Source organism: Mesobacillus subterraneus, from assembly GCF_003937825.1.
GTDB classification, from domain to species: domain Bacteria; phylum Bacillota; class Bacilli; order Bacillales; family Cytobacillaceae; genus Mesobacillus; species Mesobacillus subterraneus.
Genome location: NZ_RSFW01000010.1, coordinates 46,644 through 63,307, shown reverse-complemented (window position 1 = coordinate 63,307; position 16,664 = coordinate 46,644). Strand labels below are relative to the sequence as shown.

Genomic DNA, 16,664 nt, shown 5'->3' with positions numbered 1-16,664 from the left:
ATATTAAGGGAGTCGAAATAATGGCTAAATTAGATGAAACATTAACCATGCTGAAAGATTTGACCGATGCTAAAGGCATTCCTGGCAATGAGCGTGAACCAAGGGAAGTCATGAAAAAATACATAACTCCATTCGCTGATGAAGTATCAACTGACGGCCTTGGCAGCCTGGTTGCCAAGAAGGTTGGGGATGCAAATGGCCCGAAAATTATGGTTGCCGGCCATCTTGACGAAGTTGGCTTCATGGTGACAAGCATCGACGACAAAGGCTTCATCCGCTTCCAGACAGTGGGCGGCTGGTGGTCCCAGGTTATGCTGGCACAGCGCGTGACGATTGTGACTCGTAAAGGGGAAATCACGGGTGTCATCGGCTCAAAACCGCCGCACATCCTTCCTCCAGAAGCACGCAAGAAGCCGGTTGACATTAAGGATATGTTCATTGATATCGGTGCGTCCAGCCGTGATGAAGCGAAGGAATGGGGCGTCACTCCTGGCGACATGGTCGTTCCTTACTTCGAATTTACAGTCATGAACAATGAAAAAATGCTGCTTGCAAAAGCATGGGATAACCGGATCGGGTGCGCAATCGCGATCGATGTCCTGAAGGGCCTTAAAGATTCTGAGCATCCGAACGTTGTATATGGCGTTGGAACGGTACAGGAAGAAGTCGGCCTTCGCGGAGCGAAAACTTCTGCACAGATGATCCAGCCTGATATCGCATTCGGTGTCGATGTGGGGATTGCCGGCGATACTCCTGGCGTAACGGAAAAAGAAGCATTGAGCAAAATGGGCGATGGCCCGCAAATCATCATTTATGATGCATCAATGGTATCTCACAAAGGACTTCGTGACTTTGTCACAGACCTCGCAGATGAATTGAACATTCCATATCAGTTCGATGCAGTAGCAGGCGGCGGAACGGACTCCGGAGCAATCCACCTGACACACCGTGGTGTACCAGCGCTTTCCATTACCATCGCGACCCGCTACATCCACTCTCACGCAGCCATGCTTCACCGCGACGACTACGAGAATGCAGTAAAGCTGATCGTCGAAGTGATCAAGCGTCTTGACAAAGAAACAGTAAAAAAAATCACGTTCGAATAAAAATAAGTTGTCCAGAAAATCAGTTTGAAACTGATTTTCTGGACACTTTTTTTAAATTTTTTTAGTTAATCACTACGTTTTGAATCGTAATCACTAGGTTTCGAGGCATCACCACTACGAAATAAGCGTCTTTCACTACTAAATAATCAATAATCACTACGAATAAAGCCATATTCACTACGAAATGAACAATTTTCACTACGGAATTGCACGTTATCACTACTTTTTCCATCTACTGGAAAAAGCACCCGCTGTTTCGCCGATCTATCATGCACCTAATAAAAAAGAACTCCTCAACATAAAGGAGTCCCTTCCATCAAATCATTACTTCCCTTTCAAGCCGGATTCCAGGGCATCCAGCATTTCCTGTTTTTCTTGCTCAGAAGCGTTTTGCCAGATGACTTCGAACAGCACCCCGAGACCTGGCAGCATTTTTTCCTCACCGTTCTGGATTGCGTCTACGATTGTATCCTTGAGTTCTTCCTGTGTGTTTCCTGCAACATTTGAAATGACAGCATTTCTAAGGTTTAAGTTCATGATCAGCTTAAACTCCTTTCAAATTTCCATGATGATTATAGGATGAACAATTTTGGTTTTATTATGTATCTGTTTTAAGCTATAATAGTAAAACTGAACAAGCCATATAAAAGGAGAGCCAGAGTTGAAGTACATTCAATCTGATAAAAATCCGCAAGTGAAGCAGTGGAAAAAATTAAAGACACGTAAGGAACGCGATAAGTCAGGCATGTTCCTTGTTGAAGGATTCCATTTAGTAGAAGAAGCACTCACAAGGAAAGATGACGTGGAAGAAATCATTTTAAGCGAAAAAACGGAAATGCCGCCGGGGCTTGATTACGGTTCGGTACCCGTAACGGTTGTGACCGATGAGATCAGCAGGCAGCTTGCCGATACCGAAACAACCCAGGGGATTTTTGCTGTATGCCGCCAGTCAAGCGAAAGCCCGGAAAGTGGGCAGACGTATTTGCTGATTGATTCTGTCCAGGACCCGGGCAATCTTGGAACGATGATCCGGACGGCTGATGCTGCGGGGATTGATGCTGTCATTATTGGAAAAGGCAGCGTTGATATCTATAACCCAAAAGTGCTCCGATCAGCACAAGGCAGCCACTTCCATTTACCGGTTCTTAACGGGGACCTCGAGGAGTGGGTGGACAGGCTGAATGGGGAGAAAATCCCGGTGTACGGTACAGCTCTGGAGAACGGTTCTGTTTTTACAGAGGTGGAGAAGAGCGAGTCATTCGCCCTGCTGGTAGGCAATGAGGGAAGCGGCGTGACAAAAGAGCTATTGACGAAAACGAACCAAAACCTTTATATCCCTATCTACGGTAAAAGCGAATCGCTGAATGTCGCAGTGGCAGCAGGTATTTTGCTATATTATTTAAAAACAGCAAAATAGGCCCGTTTTTTCTGAAAACCATTTGATACTGCGCGAAGAATATAATATAATAAACACCAAAATTAATATTTTAAAAACGATGACGGAGAAAAGTAGCTTGAAGATGGCCATCCAGGGAGAAAATGCCGATGACTGGAAGCATTTTTATGGAACAGGCAAGCGAAGTTCACCTCCAGAGTTGGCATCGGGACCGGTTTTTAAAAAGCGTAAAGGTGCATCGGCACAAAGCCGTTATCTCAATGAAGCGAACAAGTAATACATAACCGTATTGCCTGTTAAAAAGGGTGGTACCGCGAAACCAAGACCTCGTCCCTTTACCCGGGATGGGGTCTTTTTGTGTTCACAAATTGAAGAATATGAAGGAGGATTTACCATGCAGGATCGTTTAAAAGAACTGCAGGCTGAGGCACTTGAGAAAGTGGCCGCAGCAGCTGACTTGAAAGAATTGAATGATGTCCGCGTTTCCTATTTAGGAAAAAAAGGCCCAATCACAGAAGTTTTAAAAGGAATGGGCAAGTTATCGGCTGAAGAAAGGCCAAAAATGGGCGCCCTTGCCAACGAAGTCCGCGATGCGATTTCAGGCCAGATTGAGATCAAACAAAAGGAGCTTGAAGAGGCAGCTGTCCAGAAGCAATTGGCTGCAGAGCAAATCGACGTGACCCTTCCCGGAAGGCCTGTCAAAACTGGAAGCCATCATCCGCTGACAAGCATCATCGAAGAAATCGAAGATCTATTCATCGGAATGGGCTATACAGTGGAAGAAGGTCCGGAAGTCGAAAAGGACTACTATAACTTTGAAGCGTTGAACCTTCCAAAAGGACATCCAGCACGTGATATGCAGGATTCCTTCTATATCACGGAAGAAACCTTGATGCGTACACATACATCACCAGTTCAGGCAAGGACAATGGAAAAGCACCAGGGAAAAGGCCCAGTGAAAATCATCTGCCCGGGAAAGGTGTATCGCCGTGATAACGACGATGCGACCCACTCCCACCAGTTCATGCAGATCGAAGGACTTGTCGTCGATGAGAATGTAAGAATGAGCGACCTGAAGGGAACTCTTGAAGTGTTTGCCAAGAAGATGTTCGGCGAAGACCGTGAAATCCGCCTGCGCCCAAGCTTCTTCCCATTCACTGAGCCATCAGTAGAAATGGACATTTCCTGTAAAATTTGCGGCGGTTCTGGCTGCAGTGTTTGTAAGGGAACTGGCTGGATTGAAATCCTTGGTGCAGGGATGGTGCACCCGAACGTTCTTGAAATGGCTGGTTACGACTCTAAGAAATACACTGGATTCGCATTCGGAATGGGACCAGAGCGAATTGCAATGCTCAAATACGGCGTAGATGACATCCGCCATTTCTATACAAATGATGTCCGTTTCTTGAAGCAATTTTCGATTGAAGAATAAGGATTAGGAGGATAAAACCATGTTGGTATCTTATAAATGGCTGCAAGAATTTATCGATTTGGAAGGCGTAAGCGCTGAAGAGCTTGCTGAAAAAATCACGAAGAGCGGCATCGAGGTAGAAGGTGTAGATAAATTAAATGAAGGTTTGAGCGGTGTAGTGGTCGGCCATGTACTTGAATGCGATAAGCATCCAAACGCGGAAAAGCTGAACAAGACCCTTGTAGACCTTGGCAATGGTGAAACGGTCCAAATCATCTGCGGTGCTGCGAATGTCGGCAAAGGCCAGAAGGTTGCTGTTGCGACAGTTGGAGCCGTTCTTCCAGGCAACTTCAAAATCAAGAAGGCGAAGCTTCGTGGTGAAGAATCCCACGGAATGATCTGCTCCCTGCAGGAGCTTGGAATTGAAGGCAAACTTGCGCCTAAAGAGTTTGCTGAAGGAATTTACAATTTCACTCCGGATACAGAAATCGGACAGGACGCGCTTGCGGTTTTGAACAGGGACGATGAAATCCTGGAGCTTGGCTTGACGCCTAACCGTGCGGATGCAATGAGCATGCTTGGTGTTGCCTATGAAGTCGGCGCGATTCTTGGCAAGGAAATCAAACTGCCGAATCCCCAGCCTGAGACTTCTGCTGAACAGGCAAGTGACTATATTTCTGTAAATGTAGAAGCAAAAGAAGATAATCCTTTATATGTTGCAAAAGTGATTAAGAATGTAAAAGTGGGACCATCACCAGTTTGGCTGCAAACTCGATTGATGGCTGCAGGAATTCGTCCTCACAACAATATCGTTGATATCACAAACTATATTCTGTTGGAGTATGGCCAGCCGCTTCATGCGTTCGATTACGATAAGTTTGGTTCTAAAGAAATCCTTGTCCGCCGCGCTAATGATGGTGAAGTGATTGAAACGCTTGATGACGTGAAACGCACGCTGACTCCTGATCACCTTGTGATCACTAACGGAACAGAGCCAGTTGCACTTGCAGGTGTAATGGGCGGAGCAAATTCTGAAGTAGGCAACGACACGACGACTGTCCTGCTTGAATCTGCTTATTTTACAGGCGGTGCCATCCGCAAGGCGTCGAAAGACCATGGCCTGCGCAGTGAAGCGAGCTCACGTTATGAAAAGGGTGTTGACCCAGAAAGGGTTCGCCCGGCTGCAGAACGCGCTGCGGAATTGATGATCGAGCTTGCCGGCGGTGAAATTCTTGGCGGTGTAGTTGAGGCTGATTCCCTTGATGTAAAGCCGGCTGTTGTTTCAACAACGATCCAGAAAATCAATAAAGTTCTGGGAACTGAACTCGAAATGAACCAGGTTGAGGAAATTTTTGCCCGCCTGAAGTTCGAAACGACTGTCGACAACGACACAATTACGGTTACTGTACCTACCCGCCGCGGAGATATCACGATTGAAGAGGATTTAGTTGAAGAAGTGGGCCGTCTGTTTGGTTACGACAATCTTCCAACGACTCTTCCGGTTGGTCCATCAACACCTGGACATCTTTCTGACTACCAGGAAAAACGCCGTATTGTCCGCCGTTTCATGGAAGGTGCCGGACTTTACCAGGCCGTAACCTATTCACTGACAAGCGCTGAAAAAGCAACCCAATATGCTCTGGAACAACGCGAGCCTGTCCAGCTGGCAATGCCGATGAGCGAAGACCGCAGCCTGCTGCGCCTGAGCATCGTGCCTCAGCTGCTTGAAGTATTGAAATACAATATTGCACGCCAGAATGACAGTGTTGCTGTGTATGAAACAGGTGCAGTCTTCCTGAAGAACGGAGAAGATGAGCTTCCTGAGGAGCGCGAGCATCTGGCAGCAGCAATTACCGGCCTGTGGGAAAGCCACCCTTGGCAGGGAGAGAAAAAGCCAGTAGACTTCTTCGTCCTGAAAGGAATCGTTGAAGGATTGTCCGCTAAGCTTGGCCTTGACAGCCAGCTTGGTTTCCAGAAAGCTGAGCTGGATGGACTGCACCCGGGACGAACCGCTGAGATTTTGCTTAATGGAACTGTGATCGGCTTCATCGGCCAGGTCCACCCGACTATGCAAAAAGCACTCGACCTGAAAGAAACGTATGTATTCGAGCTTTCTCTTAAAGCTTTATTGGAGGCAGAAACAGCACCGCTTCAATACACAGCGATCCCGCGTTTCCCATCGATCACAAGGGACATCGCCCTCGTTGTTGAAAAAGATACGGCAGCAGGAAACCTGAAGCGAGTGATCACCGAAGCAGGCGGAACATTGCTGAAAGAAGTCCAGGTATTCGACTTGTATGAAGGAGAGAAAATGGAACCAGGCAAGAAATCCATCGCATTCTCATTGAAATACTTCGATCCAGAAAAGACATTGACAGATGAAGATATTGCAAAAGCTCATAACAAGGTACTTAAAGCCCTTGAAGAACAGGCAGGAGCAGTATTAAGAGGATAAGACATGTAAAAAGGCAGCCCGTGGGCTGCCTTTTGTTTTTTATTCCGTAATAATAGAGAGGATTCCAGTGGGAATCAACAGCAGAATTTATCAGATTCTAAAAAAGTGATTTACACCCTCGCAATCTTCTTCGCTTTTTCAGTGTTGGCAAAATGGAGCTTGACGAACTCAGGCAATACATCCAAGCCTTTTTCCAGGATCAGTCTGGCTGCTGCCTTATCCACAGCTGCGCCGGCTCCTTTTGGAATCGTGAAGCCAGCCCGTTTGCTCAGATTTTCAAAATGGCGCACAAACGCATAACGGGCAATCATCGATGCGGCTGCGACCCCAAGATGGATGCTTTCAGCTTTCGTGCTGAACAAAACATTTTCCCTGATGATCTTTCTCTGTCCCTTTAAGTGTGCATAATAGATTTGTTCCTTGGCAAACTCATCAATCAAAATTGCCTCGGGCTTTTCTGGCGCTATTTTTTCAAGAACATGGTTGATGGACTGATTATGGAGGAGGGCTTTCATTTTCCCCTGCGACATGCCTTTCATTTGCATTTGATTGTACTTTTCATTATGTAAGGTCAGCAGGCTGTGTGGCAGGAAGGTAACGAGCTGTTTGGCGATTTCGATGATTTTGTCATCCTTGAGATTTTTTGAATCCTGAACACCCAGCTCTTTCAAGATCGGAATATCCTGTCGCCTGACATAGGCTGCGACGACCGTGATCGGGCCGAAAAAGTCACCAGTTCCTACTTCATCTGAACCGATGATGGCAATCTCGCCAATATTCTTGGGCAAATGAGACCCGGGTGCGGGTGCCACTTTCTTCTTTGCTGCAGGAGCGGAGGAGATCCCCCACTTTGCTGCCTCGCTTTCCCCATCTTTTCCCTGGAACAATACTTTTCCTGATTTATAGGCAGTGATCGCACAGGTAGGTGTTTTTGCCGCAAAAACGCTGCCCGGAGGAAGCTTATCGATCAGGAACCTGCTGTAATACTCTTTCATCTTTCTGATTTCGTCCGGACTCTTTTGAAGGACACTATTTCCCATTGCATGACACTCCCTGTATTTACATTTGGTGGTTTCACATTTGCATATTACACATTTTTCTCGCATAAAAAGCCTTTTTGCTTCATCGTTTTACTTTGGGAGATAAACTAAAAAGATCGCATTTCAAAGTTAGACATTTTCTTCCATAAAACATACAGATTTGACAGCCATGTACTTCCCAGCCTTTTGTGTTCATGATATAGTATAAAATAGGATTCTTATGAATGGGGGCATAAATGTTGTCAGACACGAAAAAAAATAAGTCGACTGTCGATATATATGGACAGCAATATACGATTGTCGGCAAAGAAAGCACCAGCCATATCCGGCTCATTGCCTCGATGGTAGACGATAAAATGCGCGAGATAGGCTCAGCGAATCCTTCACTTGATACTAGTAAGCTAGCTGTATTGACTGCAGTCAATGCTGTTAATGATTACATAAAAATGAAAGACCGTGTTGAAGCGCTTGAAGCGGAAATTAAAAGGTTAAAGGACTGAAATCATTCATGCTTGATCTTGCTTTAATAGCTATATTGATTATTGGCTTTTTCGTAGGCTTGAAGAGGGGATTCATCCTCCAGACAATCCATCTGGCTGGATTCATCGCCGCCTTCGTGGTTGCCTATATTTATTACGACCAGCTTGCGCCAAAGCTTACCATGTGGATTCCGTACCCAAACCTGGGCAGCAACTCCACATTGAATCTGCTTTTTGAAAGTACTAATCTTGAAGATGCCTATTATCGGGCAATTGCCTTCGCAGCGATTTTCTTCGCTGTGAAAATTTTGCTTCAAATCATCGGATCCATGCTGGATTTTGTTGCGCACCTGCCAGTCCTGAAGCAGCTGAATGTGTGGGCGGGCGGATTCCTCGGATTTGTGGAAGTCTATCTTCTAGTGTTCATCGTTCTCTACATCGCAGCACTCTTGCCAATCCAGGCAATCCAGGGACCATTGAACGATTCAATTCTTGCCGAAAACATCATAAAAAATACCCCGGTATTTTCCCAGCAAATCAAACAACTCTGGATTGAATATATGGCTGCATAACTTCTCTGTTGCGGAGAAGTTTTTCTTTTATTTGGCTATGTTGAAGCACAATGCTCAAATCAACAGCAAATTGAATATAGTACTTCCTGCCACAGAAATTTTTCATAAGATTTCACAGTTGGGCTTGTTTTCTATAAAATAGAAGGCAATGACCGTTATCGGCAAAAGCGGGAACAGATTTGAAAAAGGCAGGTGGGCTTTATGTCTGTAAATAAGAAAGATATTGTACAATTGCTTGAAACGATTGCTATATATATGGAACTAAAAGGAGAGAACCCGTTCAAAGTATCTGCGTTTCGCAAGGCTGCTGCTGCTCTGGAGGCAGATGAGCGCAGTATGTCAGAGATGGGCGAACTAACGGAACTAAAAGGCATAGGAAAAGGGACTGCCAGTGTCATAATGGAATTCATGGAAACCGGGCAGTCGACAGAACTAAAAGAATTGCAGGAAGAGGTACCGAGCGGGCTGATTCCGCTGCTGCAGCTTCCTGGAATGGGCGGCAAAAAAATAGCCAAGCTGTATAAGGAGCTTGGTGTGGAAAGTATCCATGACCTTGAGGAAGCAGCGAAGGCAGGGAAAATCCGTGACCTTGCCGGCTTTGGCAAAAAGTCTGAGGAAAAGATCCTGGCAGCGATTGAAAACTTCGGCACAAGACCGGAACGTCTTCCACTTGCTTACATGCTGCCGGTGGCAGAATCAATTGAATCCTACCTTCAAAAGATAGAAGAAATCGCTCAATATTCCAGGGCGGGCAGTTTAAGAAGGATGAGGGAGACGATTAAAGACCTAGACTTCATTATCGCAACAGCTAACCCGGCTGCAGTGAAGGATGAGCTGGTCAAGCTGCCCGGCATCAGGGAAATCATCGCTGCGGGTGATACAAAGGTTTCCATTACACTCGGGCTCGATTATGATGTGAATATTGATTTCCGTCTTGTCTCTCCTGAAGAGTTTGCAACCGCGCTTCATCATTTTACCGGTTCCAAGGACCACAATGTCCGGATGCGCCAGCTGGCAAAGGAAAAAGGAGAAAAGATCAGTGAGTACGGGGTGGAGAATGTTGAAACGGGTGAAGTGACGACATTTACATCGGAAGAGGAGTTCTATCAGTATTTCGGTCTTCCATTCATACCGCCAGAGTTGCGTGAGGATGGGTCAGAGGTTGAGCAATATAAGGAAGATTCGAAGCTCATCACCCTGGCTGCGATTAAAGGTGACCTTCATATGCATTCAACCTGGAGCGATGGCGGCCATTCGATCGAAGAAATGGCCAGGGATTGTATCTCTCGCGGTTATAAATATATGGCGATCACAGATCACTCCCAGTACTTAAGGGTAGCGAACGGACTGACCCCGGAACGATTGAGAAAGCAAATCGAAGAAGTGAAGGAACTGAACAAGAAATTTGATAATTTCACGATTCTTACAGGAATCGAGATGGACATTTTACCGGATGGCACACTGGATTTTGAAGATGACCTGCTTGCAGATCTAGACCTGGTCATCGCCTCAATCCACTCATCTTTTTCACAGCCAACCGAAAAAATCATGAACCGTTTAAAGACCGCACTGGTCAATGCCCACGTAGACATCATCGCTCATCCGACCGGAAGGCTGATTGGCCGTCGTGAGGGCTATTCAGTGGACATTGATATGCTGATTGAGCTGGCAAAGGAAACAAATACAGCACTGGAACTGAACGCCAATCCAAACAGGCTCGACCTGGCTGCGGAATACCTGAGGAAAGCCCAGGATCAAGGCGTTAAGATTGTCATTAATACGGACGCGCATAAAGTGGATACACTTGAACATATGGCAATAGGTGTAATAGCTGCAAGGAAGGGCTGGATCAAAGAATCCTCTGTATTGAACGCTTTGGATTTGGATGATTTGCTTGATTTCCTGCACGGCCGTCATCAATAAGGGTTCCTGTTCGTCGTCAGGTGCAATTTCAACTGACGGGAAAGGACCTTACTATAAGAACCTTCGATTGAGAAGAAGGAGGAAATTTTGTGCAGCAGAGAGTTTTGAAAACCCTTGAATTTGATAAAGTCAGGGCCCAGCTGATTGAACATACATCATCTTCTTTAGGAAGAGAAAAAGCAATTGCGCTTGTGCCGTCTGCAGACTTTGCAGAAGTTTCGCGTCTGCAGGAGGAAACGGACGAGGCGGCAAAGGTATTGAGGCTTAAGGGAAATGTGCCTTTAGGTGGAATCCATGATATACGGCCACATGTGAAGAGAGCGCAAATCGGCGGCATGCTCAGTCCGCATGAATTGATCCAGGTGGCAAGCACCGTCCATGCGAGCAGACAGATGAAGAGGTTTGTGGAGGATTTGCAGGAAGTGACGGAAGTCCCGATTTTAGTGGGCTATACGGAAGGGATCATTGTACTTGCAACGCTGGAGGAAGCGATCAGAAATGCAATCGATGAGGGCGGCGAAGTGCTTGATGGTGCAAGTGAAACGCTTCGCTCCCTCCGCCAGCAAATGAGGACGAGAGAAGCCAGAGTGCGTGAAAAACTGGAGAGCATGATTCGTTCTTCAAGCGCAGCAAAAATGCTCTCGGATGCAATCATCACGATCCGGAATGATCGATTCGTCATTCCGGTCAAACAAGAATACCGCTCTCATTATGGCGGAATCATTCACGACCAGAGTTCCTCTGGCCAAACATTGTTTATCGAACCTCAATCCGTTGTTCAGCTGAACAATGAACTGCAGAGCATCAGGGTAAAAGAACAGCAGGAAATCGAGAGAATCCTGGCGGAACTTTCTGCCTTGACAGCTGAATACCATGATGAACTTTTGCAAATTGTCGTTATCTTGGGCGAGCTGGATTTCATGTTCGCTAAGGCTCGCTATGGCAGCAAAATCAAAGCATCAAAGCCAACTGTAAATGATGAAGGACGGATCAACCTGGTCCAGGCACGTCATCCGCTGATTCCAATGGACGAAGTTGTCCCAAACAGCATCGCTCTGGGTCAGGACTATACAACCATCGTCATCACTGGTCCGAATACAGGTGGTAAAACGGTTACCCTGAAAACATTGGGACTTTGCACGCTGATGGCTCAGGCAGGCTTGCAAATTCCGACGCTGGATGGTTCTGAAGTGGCCGTATTTGGATCGGTCTACGCCGATATTGGGGATGAACAATCGATTGAGCAAAGCTTGAGTACTTTTTCATCCCATATGGTCAATATTGTTGAAATTCTAAATAAGGTCGACTATAACAGTCTCGTTCTTTTCGATGAACTGGGGGCTGGTACCGATCCTCAGGAAGGTGCAGCACTGGCAATCTCAATTTTGGATGAAGTTTATAAACGTGGCGCAAGAGTGATCGCCACGACCCACTATCCCGAGTTGAAGGCGTACGGGTACAATAGGGAAGGCGTTATTAATGCTAGCGTGGAATTTGATGTGGAAACACTCAGCCCAACTTATAAATTGTTGATCGGTGTTCCTGGCCGAAGCAACGCTTTTGAAATTTCCAAAAGACTGGGGCTGAAGGACTCGGTCATTGAAACCGCACGCTCCTATATTAGTGCTGACAGCAACGAGGTCGAAAATATGATCGCTTCCCTTGAAACTAGCCGAAAGCGGGCGGAGAGAGACCGGGAAGAGGCCGATCAGCTCTTGAAGGATGCCGAGCACCTTCATAAAGACCTGCAGAAACAGATCGCAGCCTATTATGAGAAAAAGGATGAAATGGCCGAGAAGGCAAAGATCAAGGCTGCATCCATAGTTGAAAAAGCAAAAGAAGAAGCGGAGGAAATCATTCGTGATTTGCGCAAGCTCCGTCTCGAAAAAGGCGCGGAAATCAAAGAACATGAATTAATTGATGCAAAAAGGCGCTTAAGTGAAGCAACGCCTGAATTAAAACAGGTGAAAAAGGGTGGCAAAGCAAAGGCGGCCAAATATGAGTATAAGGCTGGAGACGAAGTCCAAGTCCTGACATTCGGCCAAAAGGGCCATCTTGTAGAACGTGCAAATGAAAAAGAATGGCAGGTGCAAATCGGTATCCTGAAAATGAAAGTGAAAGAATCGGACCTGGAATATATCAATTCGCCAAAGCCGGTCGAGACCAGGCCAATAGCCACGGTAAAAGGCAAGGACTTCCATGTCAGCCTTGAACTCGACCTTAGGGGAGAACGCTATGAGGATGCCCTGATGAGAGTCGAGAAATATATCGATGATGCCCTGCTCGCCGGGTACCCGAGGGTCAATATCATCCATGGTAAAGGGACGGGAGCATTGAGACAGGGAGTGCAGGAATACCTGAAAAACCACCGTTCCGTCAAGAAAATCAGGTTCGGTGATGCGGGAGAAGGCGGAACCGGTGTAACCGTCGTGGAGTTCAAGTAGGAACATTCTAAAAATAGCGTGTAAATCCTCCATTAATCGTCTTATAATGGGGATAGGGGTAAAATAAGTTCAGGGAGAATGGATATGGATCAATTCTGGGAAAATGAATATGTCGTAACAGCTGGATACTATAGTGTAGCGATACTCTGCATGGTGGTATTCCTGGCGGTTTTTGAACTGGTGACAAAGTACCGCAATTGGGATGAAATCAAGAAAGGAAATATTTCCGTTGCAATGGCCACCGGGGGGAAGATCTTCGGTGTCGCCAATATATTCCGTCATTCCATCAATCAGCATGACACCCTGCTGACCATGATCAGCTGGGGAGTATTTGGCTTTGTGCTGCTTCTGATCGGATATTTCATTTTTGAATTCTTGACGCCAAAGTTCAACATCGACAAAGAAATAGAAAATGACAACCGTGCAGTAGGCTTGATTTCCATGGTCATCTCGATTGGATTGTCCTATATCATCGGTGCAGGAATATAACAGGGGGAACAAAACAGATGGAAACACTGGCAAAAGTACTGCTGATTTTTTGTGGAGTATTCCTGTTAGTCGGCATGATTTATATGTTGTTTTTTGCTTGATCGTGAAAACCGCCCTAGTGGCGGTTTTTTTATGTTTCTGTTTATGAAAGATTTCCATTCCAGTGAGAGTAAGGATTATGCTCTCTGCGAAAAAAGTATATCAATACGCCAGCAAAGAAAGAAATGCTTCGAGTCATTGTGAAAGTTAGCTTCATCGTAACGAGTATGCAGAATGTTGACTTCTTCACTGCAAAAAAGGAGCTAATCACTGCGAAGAGAGGGTTCATTATTACAAAAAAGGAGCTAATCACTACGAATATTAGATAAATTGCTACAAAAAATTAGCCATTCACCACCACGATTGGCTTCATCACTACGAAAATTTTGCATATCACTACGAAAAATGGCTTTTGCACTACGAAAGTTGGCTTTTTCACTACGAAAATCCGTCCATTCACTACGAAAAACCACTTATTCACTACGATTTCCGCAATTTCCACTACTTTTTCCATATAATGGGCCCCGGAGCATCCCAAAGCATGTTCGACTACTTCTTCTTCCCAAAAAAATCTCTTACAAACTAGATTTTCAGGAGTTTGTCCCTATAATCCACCAAAAAACTATTCTAATTGTCATAAAAAGTCCATTATAATATAATGAGAGAAAGAATTTTCAAAAAATTTTAAATAAGGAGGCAACAAGATGGTAGTAGAAAAGCCTTGGCTGTCGCAATATCCCCCGGAAATTCCAGCACATTTGGACCTTCAGGAAGCACCGGTGCAGGATTATCTTAAGCAGACTGCCGAAATGTTCCCTGATAAAGTGGCAATCCATTTCATGGGCAAGGAACTTACGTATAAGCAGGTCTACAACTATGCGAAAAAATTGGCTGCTTATCTTCAATCGCTAGGGATTGAAAAAGGAGACAGGGTGGCAATCATGCTCCCGAACACTCCGCAATCCATCATCAGTTACTATGCAATCCTGATGGCTGGCGGTATTGTCGTCCAGACGAACCCTCTGTACATGGAACGTGAGATTGAATACCAGATGAAGGACTCTGGTGCCAAAGCGATCATTACGCTCGACCTTCTTTTCCCGAGGGTATCCAAAGTCATTGCAAATACAGACATTGAGAATGTAATTGTAACCGCTATCAAGGATTATCTGCCATTCCCGAAGAATCTTGTCTACCCATTCATCCAGAAAAAGCAGTATGGCATTATCGTAAATGTGAAGCATGAAGGCCAAAATCACCTATTCACTGAGATCATGAAAATGCCTGCAGGTAATATAAAAGAATATGAGATTGATTTCGAAGAAGATTTAGCACTTTTGCAGTATACTGGCGGAACAACCGGATTCCCGAAAGGCGTCATGCTCACTCATAAGAACCTGGTCGCGAATGCGGCGATGAGCAATGCCTGGCTGTATAAGTGCAAAGAAGGCGAAGAAACAGTTCTCGGCATCCTGCCATTTTTCCATGTATATGGAATGACTGCCGTCTTGATCCTGTCTGTCATGCAGGGACAAAAGATGGTGCTGCTGCCAAAGTTCGACCCTGAAACAACCTTGAAGACTATCCAAAAGCAAAAGCCGACGCTATTCCCAGGTGCTCCAACAATTTATATTGGGTTGCTAAACCATCCTGATATCAAAAAATATGATTTGTCATCGATTGATTCTTGCATCAGCGGATCGGCACCGCTTCCTGTGGAAGTCCAGGAGAAATTCGAGGAAGTCACAGGCGGGAAGCTTGTTGAAGGTTATGGCCTGACCGAATCATCCCCGGTCACACATGCCAATTTCCTCTGGGATAAAAAGCGCGTGAAGGGGAGCATCGGTGTTCCATGGCCGGATACGGATTCTGTAATTCTATCAATGGAAACGGGAGAGCCGCTGCCGCCTGGAGAAATCGGAGAAGTTGCTGTGAAAGGCCCTCAAGTCATGAAAGGCTACTGGAACAGACCTGAGGAGACGGAACAGGTCCTGAAGGATGGATGGCTGCTGACCGGAGACCTTGGCTATATGGATGAAGAAGGATATTTCTACATTGTTGACCGTAAGAAGGATATGATCATTGCGGGCGGTTTCAACATTTACCCTCGTGAAATCGAAGAGGTCCTATACGAGCATCCTGCAGTACAGGAAGTAGTGGCAGCTGGTATTCCAGATCCATACCGCGGTGAAACGGTTAAGGTATACATCGTTCTTAAAGAAGGGGCAAAGGCGACGGAAGAGGAACTGAATGAATATTGCCGCAAGCATCTTGCCGCATATAAGATTCCAAGATTGTATGAATTCCGCAGTGAATTGCCTAAAACAGCGGTTGGTAAAATCCTCAGAAGAGCACTTGTAGACGAAGAAAAAGCGAAAATACAGGAAGACCAGCAGAAGCGAGCTTAATTTTAAAAGCCGGCTCATCAATCGGCTCTTTCTTTTTGAAAATTAAGGGTTGTCCAAATGAAACACAAATTCTTGACAGATATGTGAGTGAATACTATTATAAAAATATGAATGACGATTCATTCAGTAAAAAGAGTTGCAGACTAAAATCGTAAACGGGAGTGTGCCACTGTAGCATTTAATGCTTGTGCTTTTCCTGGAGCGGGAGTGAAACAAATGAAAAAAAACAGGCCGAAATATATGCAAATAATCGATGCAGCAGTGGTCATTATCGCAGAAAACGGCTACCACCAGGCGCAAGTGTCTAAAATAGCGAAGCAGGCTGGAGTGGCCGATGGGACCATTTATTTGTATTTCAAGAACAAGGAAGACATACTGATTTCTCTGTTCCAGGAGAAAATGGGTTACTTCGTGGAGAATATCGAAGAAAAAATAGCAGGAAAAAAGACCGCCACGGAGAAATTATATATGTTGGTCGAAACGCATTTCAAAATGCTTTCACAGGACCGGCATCTTGCAATTGTAACCCAGCTGGAGCTAAGGCAGTCCAATAAGGATCTCCGGCATAAAATCAACGAGGTGCTGAAGGGCTACTTAATGCTGATTGATAAAATCATTGTGGAAGGCATAGAGAATGGAGAGTTTTCAAGCTCCCTTGATTTGCGTCTTGCAAGACAGATGATTTTTGGGACGGTAGATGAAACTGTGACTTCATGGGTGATGAATGAACAGAAATACAGTCTTCCCGACCTGGCAAAAGCGGTACATCAGCTGTTGATCAATGGCTGTGGTTACCAGGACACCAAACCAGTCCTTTAATCAGTCCGTCCATTCCTGCATCTTTGGAATGGATGGGAAAGAGCATTTCAAAAGGCTTATTTCGCAGGCAATATATGTCTGCG

General features: G+C 45.5%; 15 protein-coding genes and 1 other annotated feature. Of the genes, 11 read left to right on the top strand and 4 right to left on the bottom strand.

Features of this window, described 5'->3' with window-relative positions:
• Positions 1-20 precede the first annotated feature (20 nt).
• A complete protein-coding gene (locus tag EJA10_RS07750) occupies positions 21-1,106 on the top strand; it encodes a M42 family metallopeptidase (protein WP_125479449.1) in 1,086 nt (361 codons plus the stop codon).
• Between the two features lie 61 nt (positions 1,107-1,167).
• Here the strand turns inward: EJA10_RS07750 and EJA10_RS23305 are convergent, their stop codons facing one another.
• Together EJA10_RS23305 and sspI are read right to left on the bottom strand one after the other, a co-directional pair.
• Positions 1,168-1,338 carry a hypothetical protein gene (locus tag EJA10_RS23305; RefSeq protein ID WP_170169092.1) on the bottom strand — a complete coding sequence of 57 codons (171 nt, stop codon included), beginning with the start codon at positions 1,336-1,338 and terminating at the stop codon, positions 1,168-1,170.
• A gap of 92 nt (positions 1,339-1,430) precedes the next feature.
• Complete coding sequence (gene sspI, locus EJA10_RS07745) at positions 1,431-1,643, bottom strand: small acid-soluble spore protein SspI (RefSeq protein WP_125479448.1); 213 nt, start codon at positions 1,641-1,643, stop codon at positions 1,431-1,433.
• 124 nt (positions 1,644-1,767) lie between these two features.
• Here sspI and EJA10_RS07740 point away from each other — a divergent pair, with 124 nt between their 5' ends.
• The 3 genes from EJA10_RS07740 to pheT all read left to right on the top strand — a co-directional run bounded on the left by EJA10_RS07740 (position 1,768) and on the right by pheT (position 6,368).
• Positions 1,768-2,523 carry a TrmH family RNA methyltransferase gene (locus tag EJA10_RS07740; RefSeq protein ID WP_125479447.1) on the top strand — a complete coding sequence of 252 codons (756 nt, stop codon included), beginning with the start codon at positions 1,768-1,770 and terminating at the stop codon, positions 2,521-2,523.
• 70 nt (positions 2,524-2,593) lie between these two features.
• Positions 2,594-2,840 (top strand) — a binding site (T-box leader).
• Between the two features lie 56 nt (positions 2,841-2,896).
• Positions 2,897-3,934, top strand: coding sequence for a phenylalanine--tRNA ligase subunit alpha (pheS, locus tag EJA10_RS07735; RefSeq protein WP_125479446.1), 1,038 nt, complete (start codon positions 2,897-2,899; stop codon positions 3,932-3,934).
• A 19-nt stretch (positions 3,935-3,953) separates the two neighbouring features.
• The gene (gene pheT / locus EJA10_RS07730; RefSeq protein WP_125479445.1) at positions 3,954-6,368 is read left to right on the top strand and encodes a phenylalanine--tRNA ligase subunit beta; all 2,415 of its coding nucleotides are present in this window, start codon (positions 3,954-3,956) and stop codon (positions 6,366-6,368) included.
• Positions 6,369-6,478: 110 nt separating this feature from the next.
• Here the strand turns inward: pheT and rnhC are convergent, their stop codons facing one another.
• A complete protein-coding gene (gene rnhC, locus EJA10_RS07725; RefSeq protein ID WP_125479444.1) occupies positions 6,479-7,408 on the bottom strand; it encodes a ribonuclease HIII in 930 nt (309 codons plus the stop codon).
• A gap of 236 nt (positions 7,409-7,644) precedes the next feature.
• Here rnhC and zapA point away from each other — a divergent pair, with 236 nt between their 5' ends.
• The 5 genes from zapA (at position 7,645) to EJA10_RS07700 (ending at position 13,315) form a co-directional block, all read left to right on the top strand.
• The gene (zapA, locus tag EJA10_RS07720; protein WP_425462081.1) at positions 7,645-7,908 is read left to right on the top strand and encodes a cell division protein ZapA; all 264 of its coding nucleotides are present in this window, start codon (positions 7,645-7,647) and stop codon (positions 7,906-7,908) included.
• 8 nt (positions 7,909-7,916) lie between these two features.
• Positions 7,917-8,459: a CvpA family protein gene (locus tag EJA10_RS07715; protein WP_125479443.1), complete on the top strand. Its 543-nt coding sequence runs from the start codon at positions 7,917-7,919 to the stop codon at positions 8,457-8,459.
• A gap of 201 nt (positions 8,460-8,660) precedes the next feature.
• On the top strand, positions 8,661-10,382 hold the full coding sequence (gene polX, locus EJA10_RS07710; protein WP_125479442.1) for a DNA polymerase/3'-5' exonuclease PolX: 1,722 nt from the start codon (positions 8,661-8,663) through the stop codon (positions 10,380-10,382).
• A gap of 89 nt (positions 10,383-10,471) precedes the next feature.
• Positions 10,472-12,826 carry an endonuclease MutS2 gene (locus EJA10_RS07705; RefSeq protein WP_125479441.1) on the top strand — a complete coding sequence of 785 codons (2,355 nt, stop codon included), beginning with the start codon at positions 10,472-10,474 and terminating at the stop codon, positions 12,824-12,826.
• Between the two features lie 84 nt (positions 12,827-12,910).
• Entirely contained in the window at positions 12,911-13,315 is a 405-nt protein-coding gene (locus EJA10_RS07700) for a DUF350 domain-containing protein (RefSeq protein ID WP_125479440.1), read from the top strand.
• Between the two features lie 382 nt (positions 13,316-13,697).
• Here EJA10_RS07700 and EJA10_RS23300 read toward each other — a convergent pair whose 3' ends face one another.
• Entirely contained in the window at positions 13,698-13,868 is a 171-nt protein-coding gene (locus EJA10_RS23300) for a hypothetical protein (protein ID WP_170169091.1), read from the bottom strand.
• Between the two features lie 190 nt (positions 13,869-14,058).
• Between EJA10_RS23300 and EJA10_RS07695 the strand changes: the two genes are divergently transcribed.
• Both EJA10_RS07695 and EJA10_RS07690 read left to right on the top strand, forming a co-directional pair.
• The gene (locus tag EJA10_RS07695) at positions 14,059-15,762 is read left to right on the top strand and encodes a long-chain-fatty-acid--CoA ligase (protein WP_125479439.1); all 1,704 of its coding nucleotides are present in this window, start codon (positions 14,059-14,061) and stop codon (positions 15,760-15,762) included.
• A 216-nt stretch (positions 15,763-15,978) separates the two neighbouring features.
• On the top strand, positions 15,979-16,581 hold the full coding sequence (locus tag EJA10_RS07690; RefSeq protein WP_125479438.1) for a fatty acid metabolism transcriptional regulator FadR: 603 nt from the start codon (positions 15,979-15,981) through the stop codon (positions 16,579-16,581).
• Positions 16,582-16,664 lie beyond the last annotated feature (83 nt).

Bases quoted from the DNA above. Each gene is read 5' to 3' on its own strand.
- zapA (WP_425462081.1), top strand. From the start codon at position 7,645: ATGTTGTCAGACACGAAAAAAAATAAGTCGACTGTCGATATATATGGA.
- rnhC (WP_125479444.1), bottom strand. From the start codon at position 7,408: ATGGGAAATAGTGTCCTTCAAAAGAGTCCGGACGAAATCAGAAAGATG.
- EJA10_RS07700 (WP_125479440.1), top strand. From the start codon at position 12,911: ATGGATCAATTCTGGGAAAATGAATATGTCGTAACAGCTGGATACTAT.
- EJA10_RS07750 (WP_125479449.1), top strand. From the start codon at position 21: ATGGCTAAATTAGATGAAACATTAACCATGCTGAAAGATTTGACCGAT.
- polX (WP_125479442.1), top strand. From the start codon at position 8,661: ATGTCTGTAAATAAGAAAGATATTGTACAATTGCTTGAAACGATTGCT.
- sspI (WP_125479448.1), bottom strand. From the start codon at position 1,643: ATGAACTTAAACCTTAGAAATGCTGTCATTTCAAATGTTGCAGGAAAC.
- EJA10_RS23305 (WP_170169092.1), bottom strand. From the start codon at position 1,338: ATGGAAAAAGTAGTGATAACGTGCAATTCCGTAGTGAAAATTGTTCAT.
- pheS (WP_125479446.1), top strand. From the start codon at position 2,897: ATGCAGGATCGTTTAAAAGAACTGCAGGCTGAGGCACTTGAGAAAGTG.
- EJA10_RS07715 (WP_125479443.1), top strand. From the start codon at position 7,917: ATGCTTGATCTTGCTTTAATAGCTATATTGATTATTGGCTTTTTCGTA.
- EJA10_RS07690 (WP_125479438.1), top strand. From the start codon at position 15,979: ATGAAAAAAAACAGGCCGAAATATATGCAAATAATCGATGCAGCAGTG.
- EJA10_RS07695 (WP_125479439.1), top strand. From the start codon at position 14,059: ATGGTAGTAGAAAAGCCTTGGCTGTCGCAATATCCCCCGGAAATTCCA.
- pheT (WP_125479445.1), top strand. From the start codon at position 3,954: ATGTTGGTATCTTATAAATGGCTGCAAGAATTTATCGATTTGGAAGGC.
- EJA10_RS23300 (WP_170169091.1), bottom strand. From the start codon at position 13,868: ATGGAAAAAGTAGTGGAAATTGCGGAAATCGTAGTGAATAAGTGGTTT.